The organism is Streptomyces cupreus (assembly GCF_014257025.1).
GTDB classification, from domain to species: domain Bacteria; phylum Actinomycetota; class Actinomycetes; order Streptomycetales; family Streptomycetaceae; genus Streptomyces; species Streptomyces cupreus.
The window spans coordinates 23,315-39,521 of sequence record NZ_JACMSF010000034.1; the positions used below are offsets into that span (position 1 = coordinate 23,315).

Genomic DNA, 16,207 nt, shown 5'->3' on the forward strand with positions numbered 1-16,207 from the left:
GGTTGTGAGACATGCGCATCGCGACCTGGAACGTGAACTCGATCACCGCCCGCCTGCCGAGGCTCCTGGCCTGGCTGGAGAGCAGTGGCACCGACGTGCTCTGCCTCCAGGAGGCCAAGGTCGGCGAGGACGCCTTCCCGACCGAGCAGTTGCGCGAGCTGGGCTATGAGTCGGCGGTCCACGCGACCGGCCGGTGGAACGGCGTGGCGGTGCTCTCCCGCGTGGGCATCGAGGACGTCGTCAAGGGCCTGCCCGGCGACCCCGGCTACGACGGCTCGGTCGAGCCCCGCGCCATCTCCGCGACCTGCGGCCCGGTCCGCGTCTGGTCGGTGTACGTGCCGAACGGCCGCGAGGTGGACCACCCGCACTACGCCTACAAGCTCCAGTGGTTCGAGGCCCTGAGGGCGGCCGTCGCGGGCGACGCGGGCGGCAGCCGGCCGTTCGCGGTGATGGGCGACTACAACGTGGCGCCGACGGACGACGACGTCCACGACGTGGCCGCCTTCGAGGGCCTGACCCACGTCACCCCCGCCGAGCGGGCGGCCCTGGCGTCCCTGCGCGGGGCGGGCCTGTCGGACGTGGTCCCGCGCCCCCTGAAGTACGACCACCCCTTCACCTACTGGGACTACCGCCAGCTCTGCTTCCCCAAGAACCGCGGCATGCGCATCGACCTGGTCTACGGCAACGAACCGTTCGCGAAGGCGGTCAAGGACGCGTACGTGGACCGCGAGGAGCGCAAGGGCAAGGGCGCGTCGGACCATGCGCCGGTGGTGGTGGACCTTGATGTGTAGACCCTGACGATCACGGCATCAAGGCCCGCAGATCCACCGACGAGGCCAGCGCCGCGAGCCCCGCGTCTCCGGGGTGCAGATGGTCGCCGCTGTCGTACTCGGGCAGGATGCGCGAGGGGTGCGCGGGGTCTCGTAGGGCCGCGTCGAAGTCCAGTACGGCGTCGAAGACCCCGGTGTCCCGGATCCAGGCGTTCACCTCGACCCGCTCCGTGTCGACGGCGGCCGTGCAGCGGGCCTCGCCCTCGCACGGCACGATCGTGGCCGCCAGCATCCGCAGCCCGCGCGCGTGTCCCCGGTCCGCGAGCTGCCGCAGCCCCTCGATCACCTGCTCCGAGTCCGCGCCCCAGCGCACGTCGTTGACGCCCTCGAACACCACCGCCGTACGCACCGACGGCTGTGCGAGGACGTCCCGGTCGAAGCGGTTGAGGGCGTTCACCCCGGCCGTGTCCATGGAGATCCCGTCCCCGGGATAGCGGTCGGCGACCACACGGTTGCCGGAGATCCCCTGGTTCAGCACCCCATAGTGCGGCACCTCGTCCTGGCCGAGCTGCCGGGAGGCCAGCACATTCGGCCAGCGCCGGTTCGCGTCGACCGTGGACTTGTCCCCGTCCGTGATCGAGTCCCCGAGCAGCACCACAGACCCGGGCCCGCCTCCCACATCCACACCGGCGAGCAGCGGCCAGTTGGTCAGGATCGAGGTGTACGCCGTAGCCGAGCCGTCGGCCGAGTGGTCGCCCGGCTCGCTGAGGTACGACCGCTGCTGTGCGAGCCGGTGCACCGGGGCCGCCGACACCGTGCCGGGCAGATGGAAGCTGACGAGCAGGTTCGTGTCCGCGGGCACCTCGAAGCCGAGCGGGTCGCTGAACACCTGGGCGCCCGCCGGGATCTCGGTGCCCGGGGCGCCGCCGAACGACAGCGGCAGTGGCGTCCCCTGGGGTGTGGCGCCGGATGCCTGGACCGCCACCGTGGCGCTGCCGATCCGTACCGGAGTCGCCGCGAAGGTGTTGTCGAACCGCACGCGGACGCGCGGTCCGCCGGCCGAGGTGTGCACCACAAGACGCAGCGTCCGGTCGGTCCACGGTCCCACGGCCGCGTAACCGCCGGTCGCGGTGGACCAACTGCCGGTCCACCCGGCGGTGTCGGTGCGCACCGACACCGCGAACACATGCAGCCCGGGCGCGCGCGGCAGCCGTACCGAAGCCACCTCGCGGCCCTCCGCCAGCGGCACCGTGACGACGTACAGCCGGGCCCTCTCGGTGAGCTGGCCGTCCGGTGTGTTGACGTGCGGGAGGGCCAGCGCCTTGGTGGCGAGGGGGCCGGTGCGCCAGTCGGGGGCGGTGAGCCGGTACGGGGTGCGGGTGCCGTTCGCGTATGCGACCGTGCCGGGGCCGGTCACCTCCTCGCCGGTCGTGCCGGCGACGAGGAAGGCGAGGGCGTCACCGCGGCCGTGGAGGCGGATGTTCTGTCCGTCGGCCAGGACGTTGTCGGGCTCGCCGGCGGAGCTGTCCGGCCAGGTGAGGCGAGCGCCCTGCACGGTGAGCGTGCGGCCCGGGCTCCAGCCCGCGGCGGCCAGGTCATGGGCCGAAAGGGAGGCGCCGGAGCCGTCGAAGTCCGCCTCGGCGGGGCGGGAGTCGTCGCTGACCGCGGTGTTGTCGAAGAGCCGCTCCAGAGGGAGCGGTTCGGCCGCGGTCGTCGCGGAGGCGGTCGCGGACGACACGGGCAGCAGACCCGCGATCAGCGCGCACACGACCCCCGCGCCCCGAAGACTCGGCCGCACGTCCCGCCCCTCTCCTCGGCGAAGCCCTTTGCTGACGTGATGTCAGGCGGGCACGAAGCTATGGATGTGGCGGGCGAACGTCAACGAGGGCCGTGTGAACAGCCGTCGAACTCACCTGTTCGTCACGAGTTCGCCGTCACGGGCAGCTCGGCGACCACGGCGTGGTCGGACTCGACGGGGCCGATGTTCGCGGCGCCGCCCGGGGAGCCGAGCTCGGCGAAGAACTCCGTGTCGGCCCGGCGGAAGTCCGCCCACTCGCCGGGGACGTCGTCCTCGAAGAAGATCGCCTCGACCGGGCAGACGGGCTCGCAGGCGCCGCAGTCGACGCATTCGTCGGGGTTGATGTACATCTTCCGCCGGCCTTCGTAGATGCAGTCGACGGGGCACTCGTCGACGCAGGCCTTGTCCTTGAGGTCGACGCAGGGCTGGGCGATGACGTACGTCATGAGCGACTCTCCGTGGTCCAGATGTCGTGCCGGGCTGGTGAGTGCGGTGAGGGTAGGAGCCGTGGCAGGAATCCCCGTGGATGTCTGATGGAGTCCGTCTCGAACCCTTGTGACCCTGTGTTCGGGAGCACGTCGGTCCTGGTTGCGATGGATAATTCAGTGTCCGTAGACTTCAACAGAGAATGAAATATCTCGGCTCCGTGCCCGGCGCGGTGAAAGGACATGACACCGTGTTCTCGGTTCTGGTGCTCGGTACGACTTCCGCGCTGGCCTACGCGGCCGCGGCGGTTGCGCAGCGGATGGCCGCCCTTCGGGCCGCCGGGCCACGGGGAGTCGGGCTGCGGCGGTCGGGGGCCTGGTGGGTGGCGGTGCTGCTGAACGCGTTGGGCGCCGTGCTGCATACGGCCGCGCTGCGCTACGGCTCGCTCGTCACGGTGCAGATGCTCGGAGTGCTGACCCTGGTCGCGGCGCCCTTGTTGTCATCGGGTGTGCTGCGGCATCGGATGACTTCGGCGCACTGGTCGGGGACGGGGCTGACCGTGGCGGGGGTGGTGGGGCTGCTGGCACTCGTCCCGTCGGCCGGGGAGAGTCGCACGCTCGACGCGGCCGAGCTGGTCGGGGTCGTGGTGTTGACCGCGGTCGCGATGGGGGTGCCGGTTGTGGCGGCGGCGGTTGCTCGAGGTTTGACGGTTGCGAGTCTGTCGTACGCGGCCGCGGCGGGGGTCGCCTTCGCGGCGGCGAGTGCGCTGGCTCAGACGGCGGTGCTTCGGGTGACGGGGGCGGGCGCTGGGACCTTCGCGTCGACTGTGCTGGTCGCGGGTGGGGTGATGTTTCTCGCGCCGGCAGGGCTGTTGTTGTGTCAACTCGCCTATCGGGGCGGGCTGGAGGCTCCGCTGGCCACGGTGACGTTGGTGAATCCGGTGTTCGCCGTGGTGATCGGGGTGGCGGCGCTGGGGGATCGGTACTCGACGGGGCTGATGACGGTGGTCGCCGGGCTTGTCGCCGCGGTCGCCGCGGGGCGGGGGGTGTTCATCCTGGCTCGTGCGGAGACCTCGGGTGCGCCGGAGGGGTCGCGGCCTCAAGTCGCGGCGCCTGGGGGGCATTTCTGGGGGATACGGCTGCGGAGGTCGGGGGCGGTTGTGGTGGGGGCGTCGGAGTCACGACGGTAACTACGGCCTCGGCTGCGCCTTCGAACCCCTTGTGTTCCCAACCGTGCCACCCGTGCGGCCATCGTCGTCGGGTGCGGGTGACCCCTGCGGGGCGGATTCGCCGTCGGCGGCTGCGGAATCCTGTGCGGGTGCGGGTGCGGGTGCGGGTGCGGGTGCGGGTGCGGGTGCGGGTGGGCGGTGGATGGGGGCTTGGCGATGAGTTCCGCTCAACGTCCGCAGCCCGCCGCAAGTTCCTCCGATCAGCGCCCACAATCCGAACCCGTGTCCTGCCCTGTTCCGCCAGGTGATGCCGTCCAGCGCGAAGCGGCACCTCCCCTCACCCGCACCCATAGAGCCCCGCTCAAGCCCCGCCCCAACCCCCCTCGTGCCCCGGAACTCCCCGCCTTGTCGGGAGTCTTGGCTCGTGTAAGTCTCGGCAGAGGTGAGTTCACCGGTTGTTGAGTTCCTCTTGTCAGTGGGGCACGGCATCAGCCGTATATCGCAGGGAGTTCCTATGAGCAGCACTGGTACCGGTCTCACCGTGCGTGCGGAGGAGGCCGAGGCGTTGGCCTGGGTGATGTTGGCCGAGTTGTCGGGGACCGTGCCCGCGCCGCCGCCCGTGGAGCAGGTGGACGTGGTGGTGGGGGACGGCGGTGAGGGATGACCGCCGATGCGGCCGTCGGCGTTCGCGGCGTGCAGTCGGAGGTGAGGGAAGGTGACGTGCGCGATGCCGCCCTTGCCTCCCGCACCGCCGCCCGTCTGCTTGCCGCTACCTCCGGTGACGTACGGAATGCCGCGCTGCTCGCCATCGCGCGGCGGCTCACCGTCGACCCCGCCGACATCCTCGCCGCGAACCAGCGCGATGTCGCCGCGGCCAGGGAACTCGGGCTCTCCGCCACCGTCCTTGACCGGTTGACCCTTACTCGTGAGCAGCTCGGCTCGCTCGCCGGCACCGTGCGTTTCCTGGCCGCCCAGCCTGACCCCGTCGGTGCCGGCGTGGACGGGTCCGTCATGCCCAACGGGCTTGAGGTGCGGCGGATCCGGGTCCCCCTCGGTGTCGTCGGGATGATCTACGAGGGGCGTCCGAACGTGACCGTCGACGCCGCCGCACTCTGCCTCAAGAGCGCCAACTCCGCCCTGCTGCGCGGCTCCTCGACCGCCCGGCACACCAACGCCGCCCTCGTCGCCGCCATGCGCAAGGCGCTCGCGGACACCGGCGTGCCCGTCGACGCGGTGCAGACGGTGCCCGGCACCACGCATGCCGCCGTACGCGAACTGATGTCCCTGCGCGGCCTGGTGGATGTCCTCGTCCCGCGCGGCGGCGCCGAGCTCATCCGGACCACCGTGCGCGAGTCCGCCGTACCCGTGATCGAGACCGGGGTGGGCAATTGTCACGTCTACGTCGACGAGCACGCCGACCTCGACAAGGCCCTCGCGATTCTGCTCGACGCCAAGACCCAGCGGACGTCCGTCTGCAACGCGGCGGAGTCCCTCCTCGTCCACGAGGCCGTGGCGCCCGCCTTCCTGCCCCGTGCCCTGCTCGCGCTGGCCGAGCGAGGCGTGGTCGTGCACGGTGACACGCGGGTGCGGGCCTGTCACGACAGCGTCGTACCGGCCACCGGTGAGGACTGGGACCGCGAGTACCTCGACCTGGAGATCTCCGCCGCGGTCGTCGGCTCGCTGGACGAGGCCGTCGAGCACATCCGGCGCCACGGCACCGGCCACACGGAGGCCATCGTCACCGACTCGCAGTCCGCCGCCCGCCGGTTCGTCGCCTCACTGGACACCGCGGTCGTCGCCGTCAACGCCTCCACGCGCTTCGCCGACGGCGGCGAGATCGGCCTCGGCACCGAACTCGGCGTCTCCACCCAGAAGTTGCACGCGCGCGGCCCGATGGGCCTGACCGCGCTGACCACCACCAAATACGTCCTGGTGGGCGATGGGCACACCCGGGGCGGAACCACCGCCCCACTGCCCTAGACGGGAGGTCCGTTCATGCAGATACGCATCATCACCAAGACGAAGCCGGCGGGCCGGCTCGTGTACCGGGACGATCGACGGCGGGTTCGTCGGCCCGCCGGACTGGCGCCCCCGTTGGGTCTCGCGGGAGTGGACAACGATCCCGCCGAGTTCCATATCGTCCGCAGCATCGACTGAGCGGCTCACAGAACTGAGCGGCTCACAAAGAAGGGCGGCGCCCGTCGTGGAATCCGACGGGTGCCGCCCTTCGCCCGTCCGTCAGCCGAGCCCCGGTCCGCCCGCGTCCCGTGCCGCGAACTCGCGGGCCGGCAGCACCCGTACGCTCACCTCCCGGCGCAGTTGCGCCGGGAGTCCGCCGCGGGCGGCGGCCGGGAGCAGGACCAGGTCGTCCTGGTGCACCACCTCCCGGCCCGAACGGCCGCGCAGCAGGGACAGTTCCTGGAAGGCGAGCGAGGCGAGGCCGCGGGCGACCACATGGCCCTCTTCGTCGAGGAGTTCCACCGGGTCGCCCGCCACGAACTGACCCGCGACGCGGGTCACCCCCGTCGCGGGCAGCGCGCCACGGCCCTGCACAAGGGCATGCACCGCGTCCGCGGTCAACTGGACCGTGCCGCGCGGGCTGCTGGCGTGCTCCAGCCACAGCAGATGGTCGGAGTTGCGGTCGCCGGTGCGGTGGAAGAGCGTGCCCGTCTCCCGGCCCGCCAGCGCGTCGGCCGCGTGCCGGGCGGCGGTGAGGACCACCGGGACGCCCGCCCCGGTCGCGATCCGCGCCGCCTCCACCTTGGTCTTCATGCCACCGGTGCCCACGCCCGAACTTCCCGCGCCGCCCAATTCCACGCCCGCCAGGTCCTGTTGGCCGTGGACGTCCTTCAGACGCTGCGCCCCCGGTCGCCGGGGGTCGCCGTCGTACAGGCCGTCGATGTCGGACAGCAGGACCAGCAGATCGGCGCGGACCAGGTGGGAGACCAGGGCGGCGAGGCGGTCGTTGTCGCCGAAGCGGATCTCCGACGTCGCCACCGTGTCGTTCTCGTTGACGATCGGCACCGCGCCCATGGACAGCACCTTGGTGAGCGCGCGGTAGGCATTGCGGTACTGGGCGCGGCGGCCGATGTCGTCGGCGGTCAGCAGGACCTGGCCGACCCGAAGGCCGTAGCGGGCGAAGGAGGCCGTGTAGCGGGCCACCAGCAGACCCTGGCCCACACAGGCCGCCGCCTGCTGCCCGGCCAGGTCCTGCGGGCGCTCCGCCAGACCCAGAGGGGCGAGGCCTGCGGCGATCGCGCCCGAGGAGACGAGGACGATCTCGGTGCCGGTGGCGCGGGTGCGCGCGAGGACGTCGACGAGGGCGTCCACGCGGTCCGAGTCCAGTCCGCCGACCGCGGTCGTCAGCGACGAAGAACCCACCTTCACCACGATCCGCCGTGCCCTGAGCACATCAGGGCGCAGGGCCTCGGCGGCAGGAGTCGGGGGACTGGTCATCGTTCCGCTCCCGTTTTGAGGGCGAGTTCCCGAGGCTCACTCGGGGCTGACTCGCGCCGGTCTCGTAGGTCGCCCAAGAGCGCGTGCACGGTCTCCACGACCAGCACGGGGCGCTCGTACGGCAGGTCATGGCCCTGTTTCGGCACGGTGTGCAGGGTCGCCCCCGGGATGTCGTCGGCCAGGCGCAGGGCCTGGGCGGGTGGTGTGTAGCTGTCCAGGGCGCCGACCAGGATCCGGGTCGGCACCCGACCGAGCGCGCCGAGGCGGCCCGCGCAGTCGTGCGTGGTGAGCGCGGCGAAGAACTCGGCGACGGTCAGCGGCGGGATGGCGCGCAGCGCGTGCGCGTCGGCCCGGGCGGTGTCGGTCCCCGGGCCCCGCCCGAACAGGGCGTGCCAGATCGGGGCGGCCGAGGGGTGGGAGAGCGGTCCGGTGAGCAGCCGGTGCACGGCCTTGGCCCAGCCCGGCGAGCGCAACAGACCGTCGGCGACCAGCCGTTCGGCATGCGCCCTGCGCTGCGCTGCCCGGTCCTGGGGTACGAACGGAACCGCCCCGACGTCCTCCACACACGTCGAGAACAGCGCGACACCGGACACCCACGGCCCGATCAGGTCGGGCCGGGCCGCCGCGAGCTGCTGTACGGCCATGCCGCCCATGGAGTGGCCGACGAGCAGCACGGGCCCGTCCTCCGGCGAGGTCGCCCGGCGCAGCACGAGGTCCAGGTCCCGTCCGAGCAACGCCATGTCCAACGGCGCCTGCCCCCGCGTGGACCTGCCGTGCCCGCGCTGGTCGTAACTGACCGCCCGCAGCGCGGGAAACCCGGGCCGGGGCCGCGTCAACGCGTCGATGTGCGGCCGCCATTCGAGCGCCGACATGGTCCACCCGTGCGACAGTACGACGGTGGCCTCGGCCTCCGGCGAACCGTGGGCGTACACGACGATCTCGGCGCCGTCCTCCGTGATGACGGTCCCGGCGAGCCGCCGGTCCTGCCCCATCCGTACGGCGCTCATGACGCCGCTCGCTGACCGGCACCGGCCCCCGGAACGGGCCTGATGGTGATGGTGATCCGGGGACTGCCGGGGGCCACGAAGGTGCGCGCGGACCTGCTGGTGAGCGTGACCCGGGGACCGGTGGGCCGACGGCGCGCCTTGGGCACGAGGGGAACACGGGTGCGGTCGGCGGAGATCGGACCCGGGACACGGCGAGGCTCGGGGGCGAGCGGCACGCGCGCACGGTCCGTGGGCGCCGGCCCGGCCGGATACCGCACACCAGCCGCCACTTGGGAGCCCCGCGAACCCTCCAGCCGCCGCCCGTCAGGGCTCAGCGACACTGGAGTACGGGGGCCGCCGGTGACCCCGCGCCCGTCAGGCCCCAGCGGCACCGGAGTACGGTTGCTGCCCGGTACGCCCCGCCGCCTGTCAGGTCCGGTGGGCACTGGAGTACGCGTGCCAGCGGGGACCCCGCGCCCGTCAGGGCTGAGGGGCGCTGGAGTGCGGTTGCCGCCAGGCCCGCCCCGCCGCCTGTCAGGTCCGGTCGGCACTGGAGTACGGGGGCCGCCGGGGACCCCGCGCCCGTCAGGCCCCAGCGGCACCGGAGTACGGTTGCTGCCCGGTACGCCCCGCCGCCCGTCAGGTCCGGTGGGCACTGGAGTACGCGTGCCACCTGGCGCCCCGCGCCCGTCAGGGCTCAGCGACACTGGAGTACGGGGGCCGCCGGGCACCCCGCGCCCGGCAGGCCCCAGCGGCACCGGCCCGCGCCTGCCACCCGGTGCCCCCCGCCCGGCAGGGCCCAGCGGCACCCCCTGCCCGTCCGCCGCAAGCGGCACCCCTCGTCCATCCCCCGCCAGCGGCACCCCCCGCCGATCCGCAGGCACCGGCCCCGCCGGATGGCCCCCGCCGGCTGGAAGTTGCGGTCGTTCCGGGGCCGTGCCCCGCCGCCGCGCCCCGTACCCGGTCAGCGGCGTTCGGCCCAGGGCCGCCACGCCGCCGCGTATCTCGGGGCGTTCGACGCCGACCACCCCCTGCTCACCGCCGCCGGTCCGGCGTACCCGCTTTCTCGGCGCCCGGGGATTCGGCATGCCGCTCACCGGCCCGCGGGTGCAGGAGGACGCCAACTCGGCGAGCTGCCAGGCCTGTTGGACCTGACCGAAGGAGATGCCGAGGGCGCCCGCGATCCGGCGCGGGGTCCAGCCGTGGCGGCGCAGGTACCACACATACGCCGGCCGCTCCCGGGGCGTCGCGCTCAGCCTGCGCCCGCCGGCCGCCAGATACGCGGCCAGCTCCGCGGCCGTCGACTCCAGCGTGCTCGCGATACGCAGCAGCTCACGCCGTTCCCGCGCGTTGAACCCGCCCCAGATCCCGGCGCCCTCGTCGCGCACCAGGGCCTCGCGCAGGCACTCCCGGGCCACTGGGCAGCGTCCGCACAGGCGCTTGGCCATGGCCTCCCGGTCGAGGCCGCCGGAGGATCCGGGGAGCGGGAAGAAGGTCTCGGGGTCGGTGTCGCGGCAGGCCGCGCGTTCGGTCCAGGGGTCGGGGTCCGCGTGGTGCGGCGGTGCGTGCATGGCGGTCGGCCCTTTCTCGGTGTGATCCCGGTGGCCGGTGCTCTCGGCTGTCCTCCCGGATTGAATTCCATGCGCGTTGAATTTCGCTCTAGTTGGAGTCAACTCGGCTCTCGTACCTTCGAGTTCAGAGGCCACCCCGAGGCTCGCTCGGAAGGGCGGGCACCTCGGAGACAAGGTTCTGGAACGTCGTGTGCCGGTGCGGGCTGCGCCTTTTCATGCGCACTCGTCATTCCGCGCCGCACAGCGCCCGCGAGGGAAAGCACCGTCAGACACCGGGGGGAGTGTTCGGCATGCGCAAATCTGCACGGCGAGAGCCCGTGCCCGGCGACGACTGCGACGTCGCTCGGCCGCCCGACCACCGGGCCGGACGTGGTCGGTGCTCCCTACTCCCGCAAGTCAGCCACCGCTTTGGAGGCGTCGTGCCAGTCGTCATTGCTCCCGCTGTCGCTCTGCCCGTTCACCAGGTCAGCACGGACGAAGTCCTGGAACGCATGGCGCAGTTGTATCCGGACCATCCCAAACTCGCGCGCGCCTTCGAGGTCATTCGCGCCACGACCGTACGGACGCGCTGGTTCACCCGCCCACTGTCCGAGCAGTTCAGGAACGGAGGTTCGGTCCGCGAGCGCACCCGTGAGCACCTGCGGGACTGTCTGGAGCTCGCGGAGCGGGCAGCGCGCGCGACCCTGCGCGAGGCCGGACTGGAGCCGGAGCAGGTCAGCGCTCTGATGGTGTCCAGCGCCACGGGACACACCATGCCCGGGCTCGACATCATGCTCATGGAGCGGCTGGGAATCGCGCCTGGGGCCCGGCGCGTACCAGTGACCCAAATGGGCTGCGGCGGAGGGGCGTTCGCGATCTCGATGGCCGCGGAGTTGGTGATGGCACGGCCGGAATCCAATGTGCTCGTGGTGTGTGCCGACGCCTTGAGTCACTACCTGCACGAGCGCGACAACGGCATGGACGGAATGATCTTCAAGGGGCTCGTCGGGGACGCGGCGGGTGCCTGTGTCGTCCGCGACCGGTCGACCGGTCGGCACATGGAGATCGTCAATTCCTGGAACTGCCTGGAGGTGAGCGCTCGTGACGTCGTCGGTACCTACATGGACAACGAGGGTCTGCACATGTACAACTCCCCGGCGGTGACTGACGCGATCCGTGGACTCATGCCTGGGCTGAAGGAGTGGCTGAAGAGCACCGCGCCCGCCGGCGAGGACGGCAAGCTGGAGTTCGCCGTCTCCCACACCGGGAGTCCCAGGGTCCTGGAGCGCTTCGCCGAAGGCCTTGAGTGTTCGCCGGAGATCTTCGGTCCGGCCCGCGACTCCCTGCGCGACCTGGGGAATCTGGGCTCTGCCTCGCTGCTGGACACGCTGGAGCGCACGTTCGCCAAACCGCCCGCGTCAGGGGCGCGCGGTGTCGTCTTCGGTGTCGGACCCGGGATCTTCCTGACCGCGATGCAGGCCATCTGGCGGGATGACGTGTGACGTCCTGCGCGCCACATCCCATGCAACGGGCGGGCGGGACCAGGTCAATGGCCTGGTCCCGCCCGCCCGTTGCGGTAGGTGGTCGTCGGCTTCACGTGTGCCAGAAGGTGAGTCAGCTCTCGTGGGTCTCGTCGGTTTCGTCGGAATTGCGCGGTTCCAACGTGGCGGAGAGGCGCAGCTCCAGTGACGGCATCACCCAGGCCATGAAGTCGTCGAAGTCCATGTCCGCCAGCGGCTGCATCTGGATGATGTAGCGAAGGATGGCCAGCCCGGCGAGATGGCCCGAGGCCAGGGCCGTCCGGATCTCGGCGTCCGGCTGCTCCTTGTAACCCGACGCGCTCGCCCAGGCCTTGGCGCTTGTCTCCAGACGGTGCTTGAGAACCCCCGAGGTGTCGCTGTCGGCGAGCCCCGCCCGGTAGATGGCCTTCATGGCGTAACGCGTCCTCTCGTTCTCCCAGAACGAGAAGTACGTCGTGGCGAGCCAGACGGCCTGTGACGTGGAGGTGTCGGCCAGGGGCGCCTCGCCGACAACCGCCGAGACGCTGAGGCTTGAGTTGACCGCGGCGTCGAACACGCCTTCCTTGTTGTTGAAGAAGTGGTGCACCAGAGCAGGATCGACCTGGGCGTTCTCTGCGATGGAGCGGATCGTCGTACGGGCGTAACCGCGCTCGGCGAACAGATGCAGTGCCGCGTCGAGGATCTGTTCACGCGTGCCGCTGTCGCCCGGGCGGCGCCCGCTGCGGGCACGCTTCGGACGACTCCGGTGTGCGGCCGGGGTCGCGGACAGGTCGGGTCCTTCGGGGGTGGAAGCGGAACCGTCCGGGCGGCTGGGTTTCATTGGATCACTGCACTCTGCATGGGAAATTTAGGAAGAAGTAATTCACTGTACAGTGAAAATATCCTATCAGGCCGGGATGACGTGAGGCCATGGGCATACGGAGTCTTGGGTTCTTCCTTACGTTCCCTGTTCATCCTTCGTCCGCCGCCAACACCGTCCGCAGCGACGGCGTCACCAGATCGGCCAGCGCCGCCACCGGGAGATCGGCGATCGGCCGCAGCCGCAGGACGTACCGGGTGAACGCCACGCCCAGCAACTGTGCCGCGAGTATCCCGCTGCAGGCTGCCGCACGCTCCGCCCCGAGGGCGCCGCGCAGACTGCTGGTGAACTGCTCGTGCAGCATCTGCCGCAGATGCTCCGCCGCCCGCTCGTTGGTCGCCGCGCAGCGCAGCAGCAGCCGCATCGAGCCCTCGTCCAGGTCGTCCTCCCACGGCGCGAGGAAGTGCGTGATCAGCGCCTGCGGGAGCAGCTCCGCGGGCGTGCCCGTGAGGTCCGGCAGATGCAGGTCGACGTCGAGCGCCGCGTCGAAGAGCTGTCCCTTGCTGCCGAAGTAGCGCATGACCATGGACGGGTCGATGGAGGCCGTGGCCGCGATGGCCCTTATCGTCGACCGCTGGTACCCGTCGGCCGCGAAGTGCATCCGAGCCGCCCGCAGTATGGCCTCGCGGGTCCGCTGGGAACGCGCCGACATCAGCTGCTGTGCCATGGCGACGAGCCTTTCTGCGTCCTGTCCGTGCGAGCGCCCACGCGACGGCGGACCGCCGCGCGGGAAGCAGATCGAGGGGGTCGGCCGGGCTGTGGGGGAAGTCCACGGTTTCCTCTCGTCACGTGCGGTCGGCGGCGGCCGGCTCCGTGTCCGGAGCCTCGGCCGGTTTCTCCTGGGCGGGGCGGGCCGGGGCGCTGTCGGCGGCGGGGGCCGGCTGCCGTTGCGGGGTCGGGCCCTCGGTACCGCACCAGCGGTGCAGGGCCTGCCGTACGCGCGCCTCGCGGCCCGTGGTCGACGACGTGCTGTCCACCCACGCAGCGTAGCCGTCCGGGCGGACCAACACGGCGCTGAGTCCGGAGAGTCGGGGAACGTCGCCGTCGACCCGGACCGGGCAGACCCGGGAGCCCCAGGCCTCGGCGACCGCGGCGGCCCCACCGTCCTCACGCAGGTCGAGCAGCAGGAACCGGCCGTCGCGCATCAGCTCGTACAGCCGTACCGGCGCTCCCTCCGCCTGCGCCACCGCCAGATCCGGCACCCGCTGCCCGGGGCGCAGCCGGGCGCCGCCGAGCACGGCCGGGCGGCCCCGGCCGGCGTAACCGGCCCGTAGTCCGGACAGCGTCTCGCCGGCGAACTTCTGGATCTTGCGACGCCCGAGGAGCCGGGTCAGCACCGCGCGGCGCAGCCCCGTCACCACCGGCGAGGGGTGGGTGGCCATCCGGGTGGCATGGTCAGTGGCCTTGAGGATCTTCTGCGCCTGCGGCCGGCGCTCGCTCTGATAGGTGTCGAGCAGACCGGCCGGCGCCCAGCCCTGGAGCGTGGCGGCCAGCTTCCAGCCGAGGTTGACGGCGTCCTGGATACCGAGGTTCAGGCCCTGCCCGCCGAGCGGGGAGTGCAGATGCGCCGCGTCGCCCGCGAGCAGCACCCGGCCCGTCCGGTACTGGTCTGCGAGCCGCTGGTGGATCTTGAACCGGGCCATCCACCGCGGATCGTGCGGCTTCGGGTCAAAGCCGAGCACCTCCTTCAGCCGCTCGGCCAGTTCCTCAAGCGTCACCTCGTCCCGCGTCCACGGGTGGTCCCGGTGCCCCACCGCGATCCGGTGGAAACCGTCCCCGAAGGGGATCGACACCATCATCGCGCCGCCCCCGGTCAGGATCGTCACATCGTCCGGAGGCGGGGTCTCAAGGCGTACGTCCGCGAGGATCGGCGCGATGTCGTACGTACGGCCGCGGAAGGCGATGCCGGACAGCTCGCGCACCGCGCTGTGCGCGCCGTCGCAGCCGACCACGTAGTCGGCGGTCTCCTCCCACTCGCCGGACTCGGTGCGCACCTGCAGCCGTACCCCTGTCGCGTCCTGCTCAAGGCCGAACAGCTCGGCCCCGCGCTGCACGATCACCCCGAGGTCGATCGCGCGCTGCTGGAGCGCCTCCTCGGTGCGGCTCTGCGGGACCACGTACAGCGCAGGGAAGGGGCTGTCGATCGCGGTGAAGTCGATCGACGCGCCCTGCGCCGGCAGCATCCGGCCGACCGGGCGGCCCACCGCGGTGAGCGCGTCGGCGTGGCCGCGCAGGTCCAGCACCTCCAGGGTCCTGCTGTACAGGGCCATGGCACGGGACTGCCCGGACACCTCCGTACGGCGCTCCAGAACGGTGCAGGAGACTCCGGCGGCGGCCAGCTCACAGGCCAGCGCCAGTCCGGTGGGTCCTGCTCCGACGATGATCACGGACTGCTCAGGGGTGGGTGCCATGGGACTCTCCTTGGACATCTGTCAGCGATACGGCCGGTGCGGGCTGCGCACCGGAAGCGGCGGTAGGCCGGCCGGCCCGCGCCGCCCAGGCACCGGAGCCGAGGGCCAGGGCACCGAGCAGCAGCCAGCCGACGGCCCCCCGTTGCACCACGAGGAACGTGACGACGAGCGGACCGTAGGTGTTGCGGGCGGCGTTGCCCAGGCTGAAGAAAGCCAGATACACCTGGCGGCGGTCCTCGGGCGCGAGGTCGTAGGAGATGGCCCAGGCGCCCGCCTGCTGGTGCATCTCCGCGAACGCCTGGAAGGCCACCGCGCCGAGCAGCACCGCGACCGCCCAGGCCGTGGGCAGTTCGCCGGTCGCGGCCAGCGCACAGCAGCCCGCGGCGAGCAGCAGACCGCTCAGCCGCAGCGCCCGGCCGCCGTCCTCGGCGCTCTCGATGCCGTGCGTCGCCCGCACCTGGAACAGCACGACCACGACCGTGTTGAGCACCAGCGTCCAGGCGATCACCGGCCGGGGCAGCTCGTCATGGGCCAGCACCCACAGCGGGATGCCGACCGTCAGCACCGTCACATGCAGGCTCACCACGGAGTTGAGGACGGTCAGCCCGGTGAACCGCCGGTCCCGGAAGACCGCGAGGCGCCGCCGCCACGGCAGCGGCCGGCCCCCGCCGCCCCGGCCGGCCCGCAGCCGGGCCACCAGCGCGGCGGCGAGCACGAACGACAGCGCGTTGCCGTACACGACGGCCAGATACACCCCGTCGCTGTCCCACAGCAGTGCCCCGGCGGCCGCGAGACCGCCGAGCGAGAGCCCCAGGTTCTGCAGCGACCGGGCCATGCCCATCGCCCGCACTCGCTGCCCGGCGTCCACGGCCGCCCCGAACATCCCCTGCACCAGCGGCGAGGCGGCACGGTCGGCCACCGCCAGCAGGGACACGACGAGCAGGAAGGGCACGAACCCGGACGCGAACGGGTAACACGCCAGCAGCGCCGCCCGGGTCAGATGGGCGGCGATCAGCGTGGTGCGCGGACCGGCCCGGTCCGCCAGGATCCCGGTGGGCACCAGCAGCGCGAAGGACACCGCGCCCGCGACGGCCAGACCGAGCCCCACCTCACTGCTGCCCAGGTCCAGATAGCGGGTGAGGAAGACGACGGAGACCGCCATGTAGAGCCCGCTGCCGAGGGCGTCCACGAACACGGCGGCCAGCAGCGCCAGCGCGCTGCGCGGCAACCGCTCCCGCTCGGCGGACTTCTTCATGTCGGCTC

The 16,207-nt window shown here is 71.9% G+C and carries 15 protein-coding genes; 6 read left to right on the plus strand and 9 right to left on the minus strand.

What is annotated here, in order from left to right:
• The first annotated feature begins 11 nt into the window (after positions 1-11).
• Complete coding sequence (locus tag H4N64_RS27320; RefSeq protein ID WP_186285084.1) at positions 12-791, plus strand: exodeoxyribonuclease III; 780 nt, start codon at positions 12-14, stop codon at positions 789-791.
• A gap of 10 nt (positions 792-801) precedes the next feature.
• Here H4N64_RS27320 and H4N64_RS27325 read toward each other — a convergent pair whose 3' ends face one another.
• Positions 802-2,568, minus strand: coding sequence for a GDSL-type esterase/lipase family protein (locus H4N64_RS27325; protein WP_186285085.1), 1,767 nt, complete (start codon positions 2,566-2,568; stop codon positions 802-804).
• 122 nt (positions 2,569-2,690) lie between these two features.
• A complete protein-coding gene (fdxA, locus tag H4N64_RS27330) occupies positions 2,691-3,014 on the minus strand; it encodes a ferredoxin (RefSeq protein ID WP_186285086.1) in 324 nt (107 codons plus the stop codon).
• Positions 3,015-3,196: 182 nt separating this feature from the next.
• Here fdxA and H4N64_RS27335 point away from each other — a divergent pair, with 182 nt between their 5' ends.
• The 4 genes from H4N64_RS27335 to H4N64_RS27350 all read left to right on the plus strand — a co-directional run bounded on the left by H4N64_RS27335 (position 3,197) and on the right by H4N64_RS27350 (position 6,319).
• Positions 3,197-4,183 carry a DMT family protein gene (locus H4N64_RS27335; protein ID WP_186285087.1) on the plus strand — a complete coding sequence of 329 codons (987 nt, stop codon included), beginning with the start codon at positions 3,197-3,199 and terminating at the stop codon, positions 4,181-4,183.
• Positions 4,184-4,676: 493 nt separating this feature from the next.
• Complete coding sequence (locus H4N64_RS27340) at positions 4,677-4,826, plus strand: hypothetical protein (protein WP_186285088.1); 150 nt, start codon at positions 4,677-4,679, stop codon at positions 4,824-4,826.
• Positions 4,823-6,142, plus strand: coding sequence for a glutamate-5-semialdehyde dehydrogenase (locus tag H4N64_RS27345; protein WP_186285089.1), 1,320 nt, complete (start codon positions 4,823-4,825; stop codon positions 6,140-6,142). Before H4N64_RS27340 ends, H4N64_RS27345 begins: the two co-directional genes overlap by 4 nt.
• Before the next feature lie 15 nt (positions 6,143-6,157).
• Complete coding sequence (locus tag H4N64_RS27350; RefSeq protein WP_186285090.1) at positions 6,158-6,319, plus strand: hypothetical protein; 162 nt, start codon at positions 6,158-6,160, stop codon at positions 6,317-6,319.
• 81 nt (positions 6,320-6,400) lie between these two features.
• Here H4N64_RS27350 and proB read toward each other — a convergent pair whose 3' ends face one another.
• Genes proB through H4N64_RS46215 form a run of 3 tightly spaced genes read right to left on the minus strand, consistent with a single transcriptional unit; the run spans position 6,401 to position 10,175 of the window.
• Positions 6,401-7,618 (minus strand): glutamate 5-kinase, encoded by a 1,218-nt coding sequence (gene proB, locus H4N64_RS27355; protein ID WP_186285091.1) that lies wholly within the window; start codon positions 7,616-7,618, stop codon positions 6,401-6,403.
• The gene (locus tag H4N64_RS27360; protein ID WP_186285092.1) at positions 7,615-8,625 is read right to left on the minus strand and encodes an alpha/beta fold hydrolase; all 1,011 of its coding nucleotides are present in this window, start codon (positions 8,623-8,625) and stop codon (positions 7,615-7,617) included. Before H4N64_RS27360 ends, proB begins: the two co-directional genes overlap by 4 nt.
• Positions 8,622-10,175 (minus strand): WhiB family transcriptional regulator, encoded by a 1,554-nt coding sequence (locus tag H4N64_RS46215; RefSeq protein WP_272491821.1) that lies wholly within the window; start codon positions 10,173-10,175, stop codon positions 8,622-8,624. The genes H4N64_RS27360 and H4N64_RS46215 overlap by 4 nt, the downstream gene beginning before the upstream one ends.
• A 419-nt stretch (positions 10,176-10,594) precedes the next feature.
• On the opposite strand from H4N64_RS46215, the gene H4N64_RS27370 reads away from it, so the two are divergent.
• Entirely contained in the window at positions 10,595-11,656 is a 1,062-nt protein-coding gene (locus H4N64_RS27370; RefSeq protein WP_186285093.1) for a hypothetical protein, read from the plus strand.
• 112 nt (positions 11,657-11,768) lie between these two features.
• On the opposite strand, the gene H4N64_RS27375 is transcribed toward H4N64_RS27370, so the two are convergent.
• The 4 genes from H4N64_RS27375 to H4N64_RS27390 form a co-directional block, all read right to left on the minus strand.
• The gene (locus tag H4N64_RS27375; protein ID WP_186285094.1) at positions 11,769-12,494 is read right to left on the minus strand and encodes a TetR/AcrR family transcriptional regulator; all 726 of its coding nucleotides are present in this window, start codon (positions 12,492-12,494) and stop codon (positions 11,769-11,771) included.
• Between the two features lie 130 nt (positions 12,495-12,624).
• On the minus strand, positions 12,625-13,200 hold the full coding sequence (locus tag H4N64_RS27380) for a TetR/AcrR family transcriptional regulator (protein WP_186285095.1): 576 nt from the start codon (positions 13,198-13,200) through the stop codon (positions 12,625-12,627).
• A gap of 118 nt (positions 13,201-13,318) precedes the next feature.
• Positions 13,319-14,944: an FAD-dependent oxidoreductase gene (locus tag H4N64_RS27385; RefSeq protein ID WP_186285096.1), complete on the minus strand. Its 1,626-nt coding sequence runs from the start codon at positions 14,942-14,944 to the stop codon at positions 13,319-13,321.
• Positions 14,928-16,199, minus strand: a complete 1,272-nt coding sequence (locus H4N64_RS27390; RefSeq protein ID WP_186285097.1) for an MFS transporter — start codon at positions 16,197-16,199, stop codon at positions 14,928-14,930. Before H4N64_RS27390 ends, H4N64_RS27385 begins: the two co-directional genes overlap by 17 nt.
• Positions 16,200-16,207: the final 8 nt, after the last annotated feature.